This is a genomic window from Synechococcus sp. PH41509 (assembly GCF_020514285.1).
Lineage (GTDB): Bacteria > Cyanobacteriota > Cyanobacteriia > PCC-6307 > Cyanobiaceae > Parasynechococcus.
In genome coordinates, this window is record NZ_VTLD01000022.1 from 30,007 (window position 1) to 44,125 (window position 14,119).

The 14,119-nt window shown below is 58.5% G+C and carries 20 protein-coding genes and 2 tRNA genes; 11 read left to right on the top strand and 11 right to left on the bottom strand.

What is annotated here, in order from left to right:
* Nucleotides 1-54 precede the first annotated feature (54 nt).
* Nucleotides 55-471, top strand: a complete 417-nt coding sequence (locus FZZ88_RS07530; RefSeq protein WP_166017413.1) for an MAPEG family protein — start codon at nt 55-57, stop codon at nt 469-471.
* Here FZZ88_RS07530 and FZZ88_RS07535 read toward each other — a convergent pair whose 3' ends face one another.
* Genes FZZ88_RS07535 through ebsA form a run of 3 tightly spaced genes read right to left on the bottom strand, consistent with a single transcriptional unit; the run spans nt 472 to nt 2,517 of the window.
* Nucleotides 472-1,008 carry a DNA recombination-mediator protein A gene (locus FZZ88_RS07535; protein ID WP_166017414.1) on the bottom strand — a complete coding sequence of 179 codons (537 nt, stop codon included), beginning with the start codon at nt 1,006-1,008 and terminating at the stop codon, nt 472-474.
* Between the two features lie 16 nt (nt 1,009-1,024).
* Nucleotides 1,025-2,122, bottom strand: a complete 1,098-nt coding sequence (locus FZZ88_RS07540; protein WP_166017648.1) for a phosphotransacetylase family protein — start codon at nt 2,120-2,122, stop codon at nt 1,025-1,027.
* A 26-nt stretch (nt 2,123-2,148) separates the two neighbouring features.
* Nucleotides 2,149-2,517 carry a type IV pilus biogenesis protein EbsA gene (gene ebsA / locus FZZ88_RS07545; RefSeq protein WP_166017415.1) on the bottom strand — a complete coding sequence of 123 codons (369 nt, stop codon included), beginning with the start codon at nt 2,515-2,517 and terminating at the stop codon, nt 2,149-2,151.
* A 36-nt stretch (nt 2,518-2,553) separates the two neighbouring features.
* On the opposite strand from ebsA, the gene FZZ88_RS07550 reads away from it, so the two are divergent.
* Nucleotides 2,554-3,291, top strand: coding sequence for an SDR family oxidoreductase (locus FZZ88_RS07550; protein WP_166017416.1), 738 nt, complete (start codon nt 2,554-2,556; stop codon nt 3,289-3,291).
* Here the strand turns inward: FZZ88_RS07550 and map are convergent.
* A complete protein-coding gene (map, locus tag FZZ88_RS07555; protein ID WP_166017417.1) occupies nt 3,272-4,117 on the bottom strand; it encodes a type I methionyl aminopeptidase in 846 nt (281 codons plus the stop codon). The genes FZZ88_RS07550 and map overlap by 20 nt on opposite strands.
* 53 nt (nt 4,118-4,170) lie before the next feature.
* Between map and FZZ88_RS07560 the strand changes: the two genes are divergently transcribed.
* The 6 genes from FZZ88_RS07560 (at nt 4,171) to gltX (ending at nt 7,059) form a co-directional block, all read left to right on the top strand.
* Nucleotides 4,171-4,458: a PepSY domain-containing protein gene (locus tag FZZ88_RS07560; RefSeq protein WP_115024033.1), complete on the top strand. Its 288-nt coding sequence runs from the start codon at nt 4,171-4,173 to the stop codon at nt 4,456-4,458.
* Nucleotides 4,459-4,483: 25 nt separating this feature from the next.
* Nucleotides 4,484-4,960: a 50S ribosomal protein L19 gene (gene rplS / locus FZZ88_RS07565; protein WP_166017418.1), complete on the top strand. Its 477-nt coding sequence runs from the start codon at nt 4,484-4,486 to the stop codon at nt 4,958-4,960.
* A gap of 57 nt (nt 4,961-5,017) precedes the next feature.
* Nucleotides 5,018-5,090, top strand: a tRNA-Trp gene (locus FZZ88_RS07570).
* A gap of 37 nt (nt 5,091-5,127) precedes the next feature.
* Nucleotides 5,128-5,316, top strand: a complete 189-nt coding sequence (locus FZZ88_RS07575; RefSeq protein ID WP_006043540.1) for a hyperconserved protein Hcp — start codon at nt 5,128-5,130, stop codon at nt 5,314-5,316.
* Nucleotides 5,317-5,533: 217 nt separating this feature from the next.
* Nucleotides 5,534-5,607 (top strand) — tRNA-Asp (locus FZZ88_RS07580).
* Nucleotides 5,608-5,628: 21 nt separating this feature from the next.
* Nucleotides 5,629-7,059, top strand: coding sequence for a glutamate--tRNA ligase (gene gltX / locus FZZ88_RS07585; protein ID WP_166017419.1), 1,431 nt, complete (start codon nt 5,629-5,631; stop codon nt 7,057-7,059).
* On the opposite strand, the gene FZZ88_RS07590 is transcribed toward gltX, so the two are convergent.
* The 4 genes from FZZ88_RS07590 to wecB are packed head-to-tail and all read right to left on the bottom strand — an operon-like array spanning nt 7,003 to nt 10,186.
* On the bottom strand, nt 7,003-8,268 hold the full coding sequence (locus FZZ88_RS07590) for a sodium:proton antiporter (protein ID WP_166017420.1): 1,266 nt from the start codon (nt 8,266-8,268) through the stop codon (nt 7,003-7,005). The two genes, gltX and FZZ88_RS07590, sit on opposite strands and share 57 nt — an antisense overlap.
* Nucleotides 8,258-8,503 (bottom strand): hypothetical protein, encoded by a 246-nt coding sequence (locus FZZ88_RS07595; RefSeq protein ID WP_166017421.1) that lies wholly within the window; start codon nt 8,501-8,503, stop codon nt 8,258-8,260. The genes FZZ88_RS07590 and FZZ88_RS07595 overlap by 11 nt, the downstream gene beginning before the upstream one ends.
* A complete protein-coding gene (locus FZZ88_RS07600) occupies nt 8,503-9,105 on the bottom strand; it encodes a DUF1643 domain-containing protein (RefSeq protein ID WP_166017649.1) in 603 nt (200 codons plus the stop codon). Before FZZ88_RS07600 ends, FZZ88_RS07595 begins: the two co-directional genes overlap by 1 nt.
* Nucleotides 9,074-10,186 (bottom strand): non-hydrolyzing UDP-N-acetylglucosamine 2-epimerase, encoded by a 1,113-nt coding sequence (gene wecB / locus FZZ88_RS07605; RefSeq protein WP_166017422.1) that lies wholly within the window; start codon nt 10,184-10,186, stop codon nt 9,074-9,076. Before wecB ends, FZZ88_RS07600 begins: the two co-directional genes overlap by 32 nt.
* Nucleotides 10,187-10,299: 113 nt before the next feature.
* Between wecB and FZZ88_RS07610 the strand changes: the two genes are divergently transcribed.
* Nucleotides 10,300-11,463, top strand: coding sequence for a type IV pilus twitching motility protein PilT (locus FZZ88_RS07610; protein WP_226423701.1), 1,164 nt, complete (start codon nt 10,300-10,302; stop codon nt 11,461-11,463).
* Here FZZ88_RS07610 and FZZ88_RS07615 read toward each other — a convergent pair whose 3' ends face one another.
* Nucleotides 11,464-11,640 (bottom strand): high light inducible protein, encoded by a 177-nt coding sequence (locus FZZ88_RS07615; protein ID WP_166017424.1) that lies wholly within the window; start codon nt 11,638-11,640, stop codon nt 11,464-11,466.
* Nucleotides 11,641-11,682: 42 nt separating this feature from the next.
* Complete coding sequence (tsaD, locus tag FZZ88_RS07620; protein WP_166017425.1) at nt 11,683-12,756, bottom strand: tRNA (adenosine(37)-N6)-threonylcarbamoyltransferase complex transferase subunit TsaD; 1,074 nt, start codon at nt 12,754-12,756, stop codon at nt 11,683-11,685.
* A 77-nt stretch (nt 12,757-12,833) separates the two neighbouring features.
* Between tsaD and FZZ88_RS07625 the strand changes: the two genes are divergently transcribed.
* Together FZZ88_RS07625 and psaJ are read left to right on the top strand one after the other, a co-directional pair.
* Nucleotides 12,834-13,310 carry a Photosystem I reaction center subunit III gene (locus FZZ88_RS07625; protein ID WP_115024045.1) on the top strand — a complete coding sequence of 159 codons (477 nt, stop codon included), beginning with the start codon at nt 12,834-12,836 and terminating at the stop codon, nt 13,308-13,310.
* Between the two features lie 32 nt (nt 13,311-13,342).
* Entirely contained in the window at nt 13,343-13,459 is a 117-nt protein-coding gene (gene psaJ / locus FZZ88_RS07630; protein ID WP_006850741.1) for a photosystem I reaction center subunit IX, read from the top strand.
* 85 nt (nt 13,460-13,544) lie between these two features.
* On the opposite strand, the gene gmk is transcribed toward psaJ, so the two are convergent.
* Nucleotides 13,545-14,102, bottom strand: a complete 558-nt coding sequence (gene gmk, locus FZZ88_RS07635; protein ID WP_166017650.1) for a guanylate kinase — start codon at nt 14,100-14,102, stop codon at nt 13,545-13,547.
* Between the last annotated feature and the right edge of the window lie 17 nt (nt 14,103-14,119).

The window sequence follows — 14,119 nt, forward strand, 5'->3', positions numbered from 1 at the left end:
ATAAGATTTCAGTCAGCCAAGGCCCGTTATGGTCGCCAGATCTGATCGAAGTCGATGACTCCTGCGTTTGCCTGGGCCCTCTGTCTGATGGGAGCCGTCGTGATGGTGAGCATCGTGCTTACCGGCGCCGGAAGGGCTAAAGCAGACTTCACCATGGCTGATCTACAGGCACCAAGGGCGATGTTCGAACGGCTGCCCGCCTTTGGTCAGCGTGCCGTCTGGGCCCAGGAGAACAGCTGGGAAGCACTGACCCTGGGGGCCCCTGCGATGCTGTTGTGTCTGATCAGTGGTGTCAGCAGCCCAAGTGCAATCATCTCAGCATGGATCTGGCCAGGCATCCGTTTTGTCTATCTGTTCGCCTACGTCGGGAATGTGCCTCCCTTGAGGGGATTGTGTTGGGCGACTGGGGTGACGGCCGTCGGCGTCTGCTACGTCGAGGGGCTGCGAGCCGTGATTAGCGCAGCTGGCTGATCAGTCGAAGTACAAAAGACTTACGACCTTCCCCATATCTTCTGCTGTTCGTGCACTTGCAAGCAGCGTTTCACTGTCATGAAACGCGAGACAAATCAACTGATCACATCGATTGATGATCTCCTGATTGCACAAACTGCTGGCCATTGGCAAAGGCAGATCGTCCTGCTCGGGCTTGTCAACAAGGTGCAAAACCCGGTCCAGGAGATCTCTGATTTCAGGGACCTGTCGATCGAGACTCTGGGGCAACAGCACGGTGAGCTTGGAAGGATCAACTTCAAGACACCCTCGAATCACCGCAGCATTCACCCCCTGTGATCCTGAAGTCACCAAGGAATGGCCTTCCTGAACGAGTGAGCGTGCCACCAACTCGATCAGATGAACCGCCACAACGGGGACATGGCGGCTACCAAGGATGGCGATCCTGCGCTGACTTTTGTCCTGCAAAAGTGCAAGTTCCTGCGCAAGGGTGTCAACCCGATCAAGAGCTGGCAGATCCAGTGACTGACCCAAGGAAAACCCGCCGCCTGATGTCATCGGAAGCTAGCAACCATCAGGCGTGTTGAACGGTCAGATTCAATGCACTGAAGAGCTGATCCAGCTTGCAGTGCTCTTCCACAAGACGGAAGGCATAGGTCGCCTTGACGGCTTCATGCAGCCGCACATGACCGAAGGCCTGCTCAATCACCTCCACCGTGGCGAGCGTGTCGTGCTCCACCTTGAGCAGAGGCACATCCAGCTCTTCAGCGCGGTTGATCAGTTGAGGGAGAGGTTCCCCAGCTCCAGTCAGGATCAGGCACTGGGTTGAAGCCTCAAGCGCAGCCAACTGGATATCGGTGCGATCAGCCCCTGTGACAACAGCCATGTTGCGTCGTTTTCGGAAGAACTCCATGGCCGAATTCACATTCATCGCGCCAATGCTCAGGGTTTCCACCAGCAGTTCCTGCCTTTCTTTGCAGCAAATCACCCGAGCATTCAGCCTTCGAACCAACTCACCGACGGTGACGCTGCGCAGTAGCGGGGAACGCGGCATGACCCCGAACACTTGCAAGCCCAGGCCCTGCAGAGCAGGAACCACCTGACGCTCCAAGCTCTCGACCTCCTCGGGCGTGACAGCATTCAGAACCACACCGACCAGGCGATCTCCCAGGGTCTGCTTGGCCGCCAGAAGAGCATCCACGCTGCGACTGTCCTGCCACAGGTGCACCAGCACGACCTTGGCATCAAGACCTGTCGCCAGTTGCGGCAGGCTGAGGCCATACAGCAGCCCCTCCTGCAGGCTTCCCGCACACTCCAAGAGGGTGAGTCCTTCATTGGCCTGTATTTGCCGCCGCAGTTCAGCGAAACCTTCGCCTGCATCCAACTCGCCGAGGCCAAGGCGCTGGGCAGCTGTTGTCGGAGATAGCAGATGCATCGATGGAATCAGACGCTCCGACGGCAGATTCAGCGTTTCACCAACAAAGCGAACGTCATCGTCGATGAGGGGTTGCGGCAAGGGCCCCTGGTTTGGATCCCAATCCAGGCTTGTGGCCAAGGGCTTTCCGAAGCGGATCTGCTGTCCGGCTCGCGCAAGCTGCTGGGCAATTCCCAGAACAAGGGCCGACTTTCCACTGAACGGCTCGCACGATCCGATCAACAGTGTCGTTCCCATAGAGGTGATGCCTGTCATCAATGAATCTAGGCCTGTTCAGGAGCATCACTGCGCTCAATCAACAGCCACTGCCAGAACCCATCGGGAAGGTCCGGCTCCGATCGCTGCGGCTGGGAGCGATCCATCAGCCAGGCCACCAGTTGATGAGTCACCAGGGAGAAGTCAACATCCCCCTCGGCATGACCGGCAAAACGGAGCTCGCATTCCAGCCTCTCCAGGGGTGCAGCAAGTCCGTTCCAGCGGAGTTGATAACGGTATCCATCCATTCCGGCAACAGGACGCCGCCCCTGCAGTTCACCGCGACCCAGGATCTGCAGGGCTGCGGCGAGATCCTGCTCACGACTGACACCACCGCAATAGGGAGCAAACAGAACCAGTTGGGCAGCATCTGACACAGCTGGTGATTCATTCCTGGTCCAGGCGCTTCAAGGATGCCCCAAGCTGGCCCCATGGCCCAGTCCCCCTTCCATGGCCGAACCATCGGCATCACAGGCGCCCGCGGAGCTCTGGGCATAGCCCTCGCCCGTTGCTTTCGTGACGCAGGCGCCCACGTGATCGGTTTCACGCACGGTCAGACACCCCCAGAGCAAACAGATGGCCCCCACCGCTGGGTGAGCTGGAGCTGCGGTAACGAAGCCAGCCTGGACGCCGATCTGGCGGACATCGATGTTCTAGTTCTTAACCATGGAATCAATCCTCAGGGCAATCAAAGCCCTGACGTGATCAATCAAGCCCTGGAGATCAACACCCTGAGCAGCTGGCGGCTGATGCAGCGTTTTGAGGCCATCAGCAGAACTTCATCCCGGGGTTGTCCAAAAGAGGTGTGGGTCAACACCTCGGAAGCGGAAATTCTGCCTGCCGTCAGTCCGGTGTACGAACTCACCAAACGAATGTTGGGACAGCTGGTGAGCATCCGTGGTGCTGTGCTGGATGGATCAGGGCGCGAAGCCCTAATCCTGCGCAAGCTTGTGCTCGGCCCCTTTCGCTCGTCGCTCAATCCCATTGGAGTCATGGGAGCCGATTTCGTTGCTGAACAAGTGCTGCGCCAAGCCGGCTGGGGGTTTCGCCTGGTGATCGTGACCCCAAACCCACTGACCTATGTCTTGATGCCCCTGACCGAACTCGGACGAAGGATCTACAGCCAGATCCTCAGTCGCCGCGATCAGTGAGGATCTCGCAACCGTCACTGGTGACCAGAACAGTGTGTTCCCATTGCGCGGAGAGCGATCCGTCGCGGGTGACGACAGTCCACTGATCCCGGAGTGTGCGGCATGCCTTACTTCCAGCATTGAGGATTGGCTCAATGGCCAGGGTCATGCCCGGACGCAAGGTGACGTTGGGAAGCTCATCGGTGCGGAAGTTGAACACGGAGGGTTCTTCGTGCAGGTTCCGGCCAACACCGTGGCCGGTGTAATCCTCCACAACACTGAAACCGTTGGCCTTGACATGGTCCTCAACGGCTCCCGCAATATCCAACAAGGTGTTACCCGCTTTGACTTGGCTGAGACCAGCCATCAAGGACTCTTTGGCAACACGGCTCAACGTCTGAGCTTCCTCGGGGGCATCACCCACGCAGATCGTGATGCAGCTGTCTCCGTGGTAGCCCTCGAAGTACGCACCGGTGTCAACTTTCAGGAGATCACCCTGCCGGATCACCCGCTTCGGACTGGGAATGCCATGCACAACTTCGTTATTGATGCTGGCGCAGATGCTCGCTGGAAACCCGTGATATCCCTTGAAGCTCGGGGTCGCGCCCATTTCCCGAATGCGTTTTTCGGCGTAAGCATCGATATCCCCAGTGGTTTGACCGGGCTCCACCATTCCCATCACCTCCCGGAGCACGGTGGCAACGATGAGACTGGCCTGGCGCATGATCTTGACCTCTCGCGCCGATTTGATCTCAACACCTCGACGTTTCTGAATCCGAGGCCCCGTTGCTGTTACCTGCGCCTGCGCCGCCTGGGTGGATGCCAGAAGATCAGCAAAGAGATTCATGGCTCAACCGAATATCCGTCACGCTATCAACAGCAACCGAATTGATGCCGGTCATGACGCTGCTTGTGCGCTTGCGCGAACTGCACCGAAGCGTTGCACCATTCGTTCTGGCGCCATTGCTGGTGACGGTGTTCTCCGGCGTGAGTTATCGATTGGCACGTGATTGGTTCGGAGCGAGCCGCGAGCAGGTGCACTGGCTAATGGTGGTGCATGAAGGGGAATGGCTTGGATCCACACTGGAACCGGTCGTCGTGCTTCTCAACGCCGTCGGCCTGTTATGGATGCTGATCACAGGCGCTGTGCTCCTGATCGAACGATGGCGCCGGAAGGTACACTCATAGTTTGGCGATTCAACGCGGAGCTGGGATGGCAGCCGATTCGAAGGACACAGTGGTGACCGACGAGAACACCGAAGCGGCTGTGGATACAGCACCTGAGGCCTCAGAGGCGAAGCCCAACAAGGCTGCTAGCACTCCAACAAAAAAGCTGAGCGCCGAGGCTCTTATTCGCAGCTTTGAGACGGCTCAGCAGAAGGATGATCTTCCTGAGATCTACGTGGGTGACACGGTTCGTGTTGGCGTGCGGATCAGTGAGGGCAACAAAGAACGCGTGCAGCCCTACGAGGGCGTAGTGATCTCCAAACGCCATGGAGGCCTCAATCAGACCATCACAGTGCGGCGGATTTTCCAAGGCATCGGTGTCGAGCGAGTGTTCATGGTTCATAGCCCTCAAGTGGCTTCCATAAAGGTGGAACGGCGCGGTAAAGTACGCAGGGCGAAGCTTTTCTATCTGCGGGAACGGGTGGGTAAGGCCACCCGCGTGAAGCAGCGCTTCGATCGCTGAGGTTTCGACCTCGTTCAATCAGTTGCCAACAACGTTGGCTTAGGGGTTCATCGCCTTGCGCCGTTAGTTCAGTTGGTAGAACGCAGGTCTCCAAAACCTGATGTCGGGGGTTCGAGTCCTCCACGGCGCGTCCGATGTTCCCCTCGTGCAGTTTCCCGGTTCTGAGCATGGAGTTGGATCTTCAACCTGGTGATGTTGTGAAGGTGTTGGAGTCAGCCGCCCTTGGCTGGGTCCGAGCCCGAGTGATACGCGTCAAATCTGGCGGCCGTGTGGTCGTTCAAAGTGATCAAGGGCGTGAGTTCACCGCTCGTGGCAATCAGGTTCGGCTGATTGAACCAGCTGGATTCCGCCCCTGAACGTCGCTCCTTTGGTCTTCAACCGATGTGAGCTGCTTTGTCCCGACGACACAGTCGTCGGGATTTTTTTAATGGCAGCGATCTGATAACAAATAAAGCTTGTTCGTCGCTTCAGTTGTTGACGGAGGGCAGGGCGACGGTTGATACTGATCAGGTCGCCAAGGCGACACAGATCAAGCTGTTCTGAGGAACACTCCTAAAAAGCTTGCTTTGATCTGGGACCGTAGTTCAACCGGTTAGAGCACCGCCCTGTCACGGCGGAAGTTGCGGGTTCGAATCCCGTCGGTCCCGTTCTCACCACCAAGACTCTCGATGGTGCGCGTTCGATTGGCCCCAAGCCCAACGGGCACGCTTCATATTGGAACGGCGCGCACAGCTGTTTTCAATTGGCTTTACGCCAAGCATGAGCAGGGAAAATTTGTGCTCCGCATTGAAGACACCGATAAAGAGCGGTCAAAACCGGAATACATCCAGAACATCCTTGAGGGCTTGCAATGGCTCGGGATCAACTGGGATGAGGAACCCGTCATCCAGAGCGAACGGGTCTCCCAGCATCGTGAAGCGATTCAGTCCCTGCTCGATCAAGGATTGGCCTACCGCTGCTACGCCAGCGAATCGGAACTCACGGCCATGCGCGATGCGCAAAAAGCCTCCAACCAGGCTCCGCGCTACGACAACCGTCACAGGCATCTGACACCGGATCAGATACAGGCCTTTCAAGCAGAAGGGCGTGAAGCGGTGATCCGCTTTCGGATTGATGACGCCGCCGAGATCCGCTGGAACGATCTGGTGCGTGGAGCCATGAGCTGGAGTGGCTCTGACCTCGGTGGTGACATGGTCATTGCCCGTCGCGCGCCGGCGGATCAGATCGGGGACCCTCTCTACAACCTTGTGGTGGTGGTGGATGACGCCGCAATGGAGATCACCCACGTAATCCGCGGTGAAGACCACATTGCCAACACGGCCAAGCAACTGCTCCTTTACGAAGCGCTGGGTCTGCCGTTACCCACCTTTGCCCACGCCCCTCTCATCCTCAATGCTGAGGGACGCAAACTATCCAAACGGGATGGCGTGACGTCCATCAATGACTTCCGCGCCATGGGATACACCCCTGACGCCATTGCCAACTACATGACCCTTTTGGGTTGGTCCGTTCCGGAGGGAATGGAAGAACGATTCAGCTTGGGCGAGGCCGCTGCCGTCTTCAGCTTTGAGCGTGTGAACAAAGCCGGTGCCCGCTTCGACTGGGACAAGCTCAACTGGCTCAATGCCCAGGTTCTCCATGGCTGGACATCGGAGCATCTCCTGAAGGAGCTGACGCCACTTTGGGCTGGACGCGGTTGGAACCAACCCAGCAGCAGTTGGAGTCTCGACCTCTGTGCCTTGCTATGCCCGTCGCTCACCCTGCTGAACGACGGAGTTGATCAAGCGGCACCATTTTTTGAATGTCCTGAACTTCAAGAGGATGCTCTTGGGCAACTGGCTGTAGACGGAGCCAAAGCTGTCATCAGCAACCTGATTGAGCGCCTTGAGAACGAAGGATGGGATGGCATCGATACCAATCAGGCCAAGGTCTGGTTGGGGGATGCCGCCAAAGCAGCCGGAGTAAAAAAGGGCGTAGTAATGAAATCCCTGCGTGCCGCCTTGCTGGGGAGCCTTCAAGGACCCGATTTGATCACAACATGGTCACTGCTGGCCCGAATCGGTGAGGACCTGCCGCGTTTGCGGCGCTGCCTCAGCTGACACTGGCTCAACGTCATCGACTTTGACCAAACCGAGCGCCCGAGCCAACGGTTGAGCCGTAAGTCCCTGCAGACCAACGGTCATCAGGATTGTCAGAAACACCAGCCCCTGAAGGCGTCCAGCCCCCAAAGTGCCGGCCTGCTCGAGACGAATAGCGAACAGTGAGGCCACTGATGCAGTGACGATTCCTCGCGGAGCGAGCCAACCCAAAAACAGGCGTTGCTCAAGGTTGTAGGGCAGGCCGATGGTGGCCACACCAACTCCGATTGGGCGAACCACCAGCATCAACGACAGCACACACAGAATCCCGCCCCAACCGAGCGGGCTGAGTTCAGCCCAAGACACGTCAGCCGCAAGAAGCGGAAAGAGCATCGTGATCGCCAACTGCGCCAATTCCTGAATCAGACCATCCAATTCAGCGGTGTGCGGTCCTGGACGGCGACCGACGACGATGCCTGCTGCCACCGAAGCGGGAAGAGCTGATTCCGGCAGCAGCCATTCACTGACGCCGTACATCAGAAACAGCAAACCCAGGCTGAGCTGAAGCGGTAACCCCTTCAACTGATCAGGATTGAGTCGTCTCAGGACCTCTGACAAGAGCCAGCCGACGCTCCCGCCGATCAGCACACCGCCACCCAATCGATACAAGAGGCCGAGCATGACCTCACGCCAGCCATGCAGATTGCCAAGGGAGAGTTCCAACAGCAACAGGGCTAAAACAGCGCCGATGGGCTCGAGCACCAGTCCTTCAGCCTCAAGAACTTCACCCAGAGGCGGTGAGAGCCGAATCTGACGCACCAATGGGGTGACCACCGTTGGCCCCGTGGCCAGCACGATGGCACTGAATACAGCGGCGAGCGACCAGCTGAGGCCGGCAAGCCAATGGGCCGCCAACAGACCACCTCCTAAGGAGATCAACAGACGCAGGGCTGCGATGCGCTGCACCGTGGCCTTGATCGTGTCACCGGGCAAACGGAGATTGAGTCCGCCGTCAAACAGCACCAGGCTGACCAGCAGACCCACCACAGTCCCGAGCCCAGAGCCAAGGTCGAGGGGTTCCACCCAACCCAAACCAGACCGACCAATCAGCAGCCCAGACAGCAGAAGCAGGACCACCCCAGGCCATCCAGTTATCGCTGCCAGAAGGCGCGCCGAGGCACCCGAAAACACAGTCACGCCCCAGAGGAGGCCCAGACGCTCAGGCGTCATCGACGGAGGAAAACTGGGGTTCCACGCGCACGCCGATTACGGCCTGAGGCCGAACGACCAGATATTCACCCTCCAAATCACTGATGGGAACGTTGACGAAGCCGCCCTGGTTCTCAGCATTGACCAGCCCTTGATACCACTCCTGAAAGGTCTCGAGTTTCGGGAAGAACACCCGTTCGGTCTGCCCTCCCACAAGGTGGAGATGAACGGCATAACGGCGAGGCGTACGGGACATCAGTTCGGGAAGACATCCGTCTGGTTCCTCACAGGATGACGGATCGGTTCAGGGTCTGCCCAGAGAAAAGGGTGAAGACAGGCCTGTCGAGGGGCATAGAGCGGATGGCGAGGCTGTCCCGAGGCCGTCCGTCCCAACATCAGTGGATGCGGCGAATCTGGAACAGATCGTCTGCGATTAGGCAGCAACCGCTGTATCCGTGCAAGAACGATCTGAGCCCGTTCCAGTCGCGCTCCATTCACACCCCAACCGCACCAGAGATCGATCCCAGGCGTCAGGGACCAGTGGTTGAGCCAGCGCTTCAGGACGACGTCGTTCTGCCCACCAATAGGGTCCTTCACTCGCAGCAACGCCGCCGGTGTCGGTGAAATACGGGCAAACAAATTGAGAACCAGTAACTCCCGATATCCCCATTGCCTTGTGAAGGCGATTAAACGACGCAGGGTCGGGTCATCGCGCTTTCGATCAGCCCTTGAGGGGTTCAGTCCGATGAAAAGCAGGCAACCCTCCCCAGCGCCCAGGCAGCGCCGCAGCCACCAGCGGTAGCAGCCATCGCTGCTCAGAAGAGCCTCAGACTCCGAGGTGGCGGCGACAACACTCAAGGATGCGTTCACTGGCGTGACCATCGCCGAAGGGATTATTGGCGCGGGACATCTCTTCATAGGCCTTGGGATCCCCAAGCAGACGCGAGGTCTCTTCCACAATCACATTGGGATCGGTGCCCACCAGCCGAGCCGTTCCCGCATCAACGGCCTCCGGCCGTTCCGTGGTTCGCCGCAAGACCAGCACAGGCTTGCCAAGCGCAGGTGCCTCCTCCTGGAGACCGCCGGAATCGGTAAGGAGCAGGCAGCAGCCTTTCATCGCTGCAACAAGCCGGTCGTAATCCAAAGGTTCGGTCAGAACGACACGGGGATGACTACCTAAAAGAGCCTGCAACGGTTCACGCACCGTGGGGTTGCGATGCATGGGAAGCAGGAGCGCCGTATCGGGGTACCGCTCCAGCACCTGCAGCATGCCTGCAGCGATGTCATGCAGACGCTCACCCCAGTTTTCACGCCGATGCACGGTGGCCAGGATCACTCTCTGTTGAGCCCAGTCGAGGCCATCGAACTGGATATCCGGCGCCGATTCCGCCATCAGCAACAACGCATCGATCACTGTGTTTCCAGTCACGGAGATCTCCCCGACAACACCGGATGCCTTCAGATTGGTTTCCGCCTTTGCCGTTGGCGCGAAGTGAAGTGTCGCAATCTGGGAGAGGAGTCGACGATTGGCTTCTTCAGGGAAGGGGTCCAGGAGATTGTCGGTCCGCAGACCAGCCTCCACATGCCCAACTGGAATCTGCTCGTAAAACGCTGCCAGGCCAGCGGCAAAGGCCGTGGTGGTATCCCCTTGAACCAGGACCAACTGCGGGGGATAGGCCTGAAAGTCTTCACGCAGCCCTTGAAGGGCTGCACAGGTGACGTGCGTCAGGGTTTGGCGGGGCGCCATCAGGTTGAGATCCTGATCCGCTTGGAGATGAAATAGATCCATCACCTGGGCCACCATTTCGCGGTGCTGACCGGTCAGGACGACCCGGGTCTTCAGCGCATCACAGGCCTGGAACATCCGAATGACCGGAGCCAGCTTGATCGCCTCCGGACGCGTTCCCAGAACGATCGTGATGCGGGGCTGTTCAGCCATTCCATCCAGACGGACCGCTGGAGTTTACGGGCGTTAACCCGGAGAGAACAGTGAGAAAACCTTGCCAGCCTCAGCATCGGGACGATCCTGAAGGGCAATCTCTCGCCATCACCGTGGCTCAGCCGGTTTTCCCCCCCAGCTTCCCGCCGCGTCCGACGTCAGACCGGACCCCCAAGACGTCAGTCCGGAGCCCGGGGTCGAAAGCGGCGAAGGATGGTTCTCCAAGCCTGGAAGAGATCGTTCGCATCGCCCATGCAGCTGGCCATTCCGATGTGCACCTGGGGGTTGGAGAAGTCCCGCGCTACCGAGCCCGAGGGGACATCCAGGGCACGGAATGGCCCGTGACCGATGCCGATGTTTTCCAAGGATGGCTCCAGGAAATCCTGACGCCTCAGCAAATCGATGCCTTCATCAGCGACAAGGAATTTGACGGCTCCCATGCTTTCGCCTTCGTGCGCGTGCGCATCAACCTGATGGATTCGCTGCGGGGGCCGGCAATGGTGCTGCGCCTGATTCCGCAGACAATCCTCAGCATGGAGCAGCTGAATCTCCCAAGCGTGCTGGAAGGTCTCGCAGCCCGTCCGAAGGGACTGATCCTGGTGACTGGACCGACAGGGTCTGGCAAGAGCACGACGCTGGCGGCCATGATCGATTGGATCAACCGCAACGAAGCTCGACACATCCTCACGATCGAGGACCCCGTGGAATTTGTGCACGAAAGTCGTAAGTCCCTCATCCGTCATCGCGAAGTGGGATTGCACACGCTGAAGTTCCACAACGCATTACGGGCTGCCTTACGGGAAGACCCGGACGTGATCTTGGTGGGCGAAATTAGAGATCAAGAGACGCTATCCACGGCACTCGAAGCCGCGCAGACAGGCCATCTGGTCTTCGGAACGCTTCACACCAATTCAGCGGTCAAGACCGTGGAACGGGTCCTTGGCATGTATCCCCCTGAAGAGCAAGAGAGCGTGCGCCGGTCGTTGTCCGAAGCACTGATCGGGGTGATTGCCCAGGGACTGATCAAGACCACCGATGGGAAGCGGGCGGCTTATCACGACATCCTGATCAACACAGACGCCTGCAAGGACTACATCCAACGGGGTGCCCTCGATGAGGTGGAGGAAATCATGGAACGCAGCGGCTTCGACGGGATGGTGACGACCAATCAATCCCTTCTGGCCCTGGTGGAGTCGGATCGCATCGAGGAAGATCAGGCTGTTGCCGTGAGCCTCAAACCCAATGAGCTGGCTCAAGCCCTACGGGGCCGGAGCTGATCAGCCTCCGCTGAACACACGCACCAGCAGAACGACAGCGATCCCGGCAGACAGGCCGATCATCGCCAGGCGACCGTTCCAGATCTCAGCCTGAGGAGTTAAGCCCCGCTTCCAAGCATTCAGTTCTTCAGCCTCCACTGGCGCCGGAGAATCTGATCTGGATTCGGGTTGGTCCACGACGTTGGTGCCGAAGAGTAGGCACAAGCCTAAAAGGATTTCTTAAAAGGGTGGATCTGTTGCATAAAGAGCATTGGCCTGGTCCAAGGGCCAGCGAGGGGCGACCCCGGATTCAAGAGACGTCGAGCCTGTGTTCTGGCCCAGGCGCATCAAGGCCGCTGCACCGATCATCGCGGCGTTGTCGGTGCAGTACGCGAGAGGAGCGATTGAGACAGCAATTCCCCGCTCCTGCCCGCTTTCAAGCATGCACTGGCGCAGGCGGCGGTTCGCCGCGACACCGCCCACCATCACCAGTTGGTCAACACCGTGGTCTTCAGCACAGCGGAGGCTGCGCTGCACAAGAACATCTGACACCACCTGTTCGAAGCTGGCGGCCAGGTCTGCAAGAGGCAGTGGATCCGCTGTCTGTCGGAGTGTTTCGACCGTGCGGAGCATGGCGGTCTTGAGCCCACTAAACGAAAAGTCGTAAGGATGGAACCCCCCGCCCGGCAATGAAATCCGACCCTTAGGCAACTTGAAGCATGTTGGATCACCCGTTTCAGCAACAGCCTGAATAGCTGGGCCTCCGGGATAACCAAGATCCAGTAAGCGAGCCACCTTGTCGAAGGCTTCGCCAGCGGCATCGTCATGACTTCGCCCAAGTCGCTTCATGCCCCCGTCAACGGCCACAAAAATCAGTTCGGTGTGACCTCCACTGACCAGCAGCACCAGATAGGGAGCCTGAGGAGGGTCCTCTCCAAGCATCACCGAGGCCAGATGGCCCTCCAGATGGTGGATGCCGAGAAAGGGACGCCGGTGCAATGCCGCCAGAGTGCGGCCGGTCACCGACGCCACCATCAGAGCCCCGGCCAACCCCGGCGTGATCGTGGCTGCAATGGCATCCAGCTGACCCAAGGCCAGACCAGCCTCATCAACAACCGCCGCAATCAACCCAGGCAGGGCCTCAACATGGCGACGGGAGGCGATTTCGGGCACAACGCCACCCCAGCGAGCGTGCTCCTCCACCTGGGATGCAATCCGTGAGGCCAGCACTTCAATCCGACCGTCGTCATCACGACGCAGAACCGCAGCAGCGGACTCGTCACAACTTGTTTCGAGGGCAAGCACCGCATGCATCGAAGTGATGCCCCTCCCCTACTCTCCGACTTGTGACATCTTGCCCTTTCGGGGCACCGTTCAGAGGAATCGTTCCGATGCGTCGTCTCTTCGCCGTCGTGCTTTCAGCACTCCTGGTGTTCGGCTTCGCCCCCGTCGCGAAGGCGGATGTGGCTGGCCTCACACCTTGCTCAGAAAGTGCTCGCTTCCAGCAGCGTGCAGCTGCTGCCACAACGCCTCAGGCCAAAGCTCGCTTCGAGATGTACAGCAAAGCATCTTGTGGAGCAGATGGACTTCCCCATCTGATCGTTGATGGTCGCTGGAGCCATGCCGGGGATTTTGTCTATCCTGGGATCATGTTCCTGTACATCACCGGATGCATTGGTTGGGCTGGTCGTGAGTACCTGAAAGCCACCCGCGGCAAAAATGCCGCCAACTACGAAATTTTCATCGATCGCAGCATCGCTATCAAGAGCCTTTTGGCAGCAGCCACTTGGCCGCTGGCTGCTTTTGGTGAATTCACCAGCGGCAAGCTGCTCGAAGACGACAGCAAGGTGACTGTTTCACCTCGCTGATTAATACGACTTCAAACATTGCCTTCTCAAGAATGAACAAATTTCTTACAGCCGCACCTGTCGTTGCAGCCATCTGGTTCACAGCCACTGCCGGAATCCTGATCGAGTGGAATCGCTTCTTCCCCGATCTTCTGTTTCACCCAATGTGATTCACCTGGTGAACTTTCACCTACATAGGGAACCTTCGGGTTCCCTTTTTTTATGCCTTGAACGTTCCAAGCAGCAACGTCGGAATCAGCTCAACTCCATCAGCGTCTCCACCTGCTGCAAAGCTGATTCGAGATCATCGTTGGTCACGACAGCATCGAATTCATGTTGAGCTTTGAGCTCCTCTTGAGCCCTGATCAAGCGGCGCTCAATGGCCTCCTCAGAGTCGGTTCCTCGCCCACGAATCCGTCGCTCCAATTCCTCAAAGCTGGGGGGAGCCAGAAAAATCTGGAAGCCGTCCGGAAAACTGCGACGCACCTGGCGAGCTCCCTCCAACTCAATCTCCAAGAGCACGGGGCGCCCCCCAGCCATCTGTTGCTCAACAGGACGGCGAGGTGTGCCATAGCAATTCCCCGCAAATTCCGCCCACTCCAAAAAACCCCCTTCAGCCAGCAAGGCCTCAAAACCAGCACGGCTGTGGAAGAAGTAGTTGATGCCGTCCTGCTCGCCCTGACGCGGGGAACGCGTGGTTGCCGAGACAGACAACCAGATCTTGGGATGGCGTTCCAGAAGCTGATTCACCAGCGTTCCCTTGCCGACACCGCTCGGCCCCGTGATCAAGGTGAGCTTTCCACTGGTGGACATCGCGGCGTCTGCGTGGG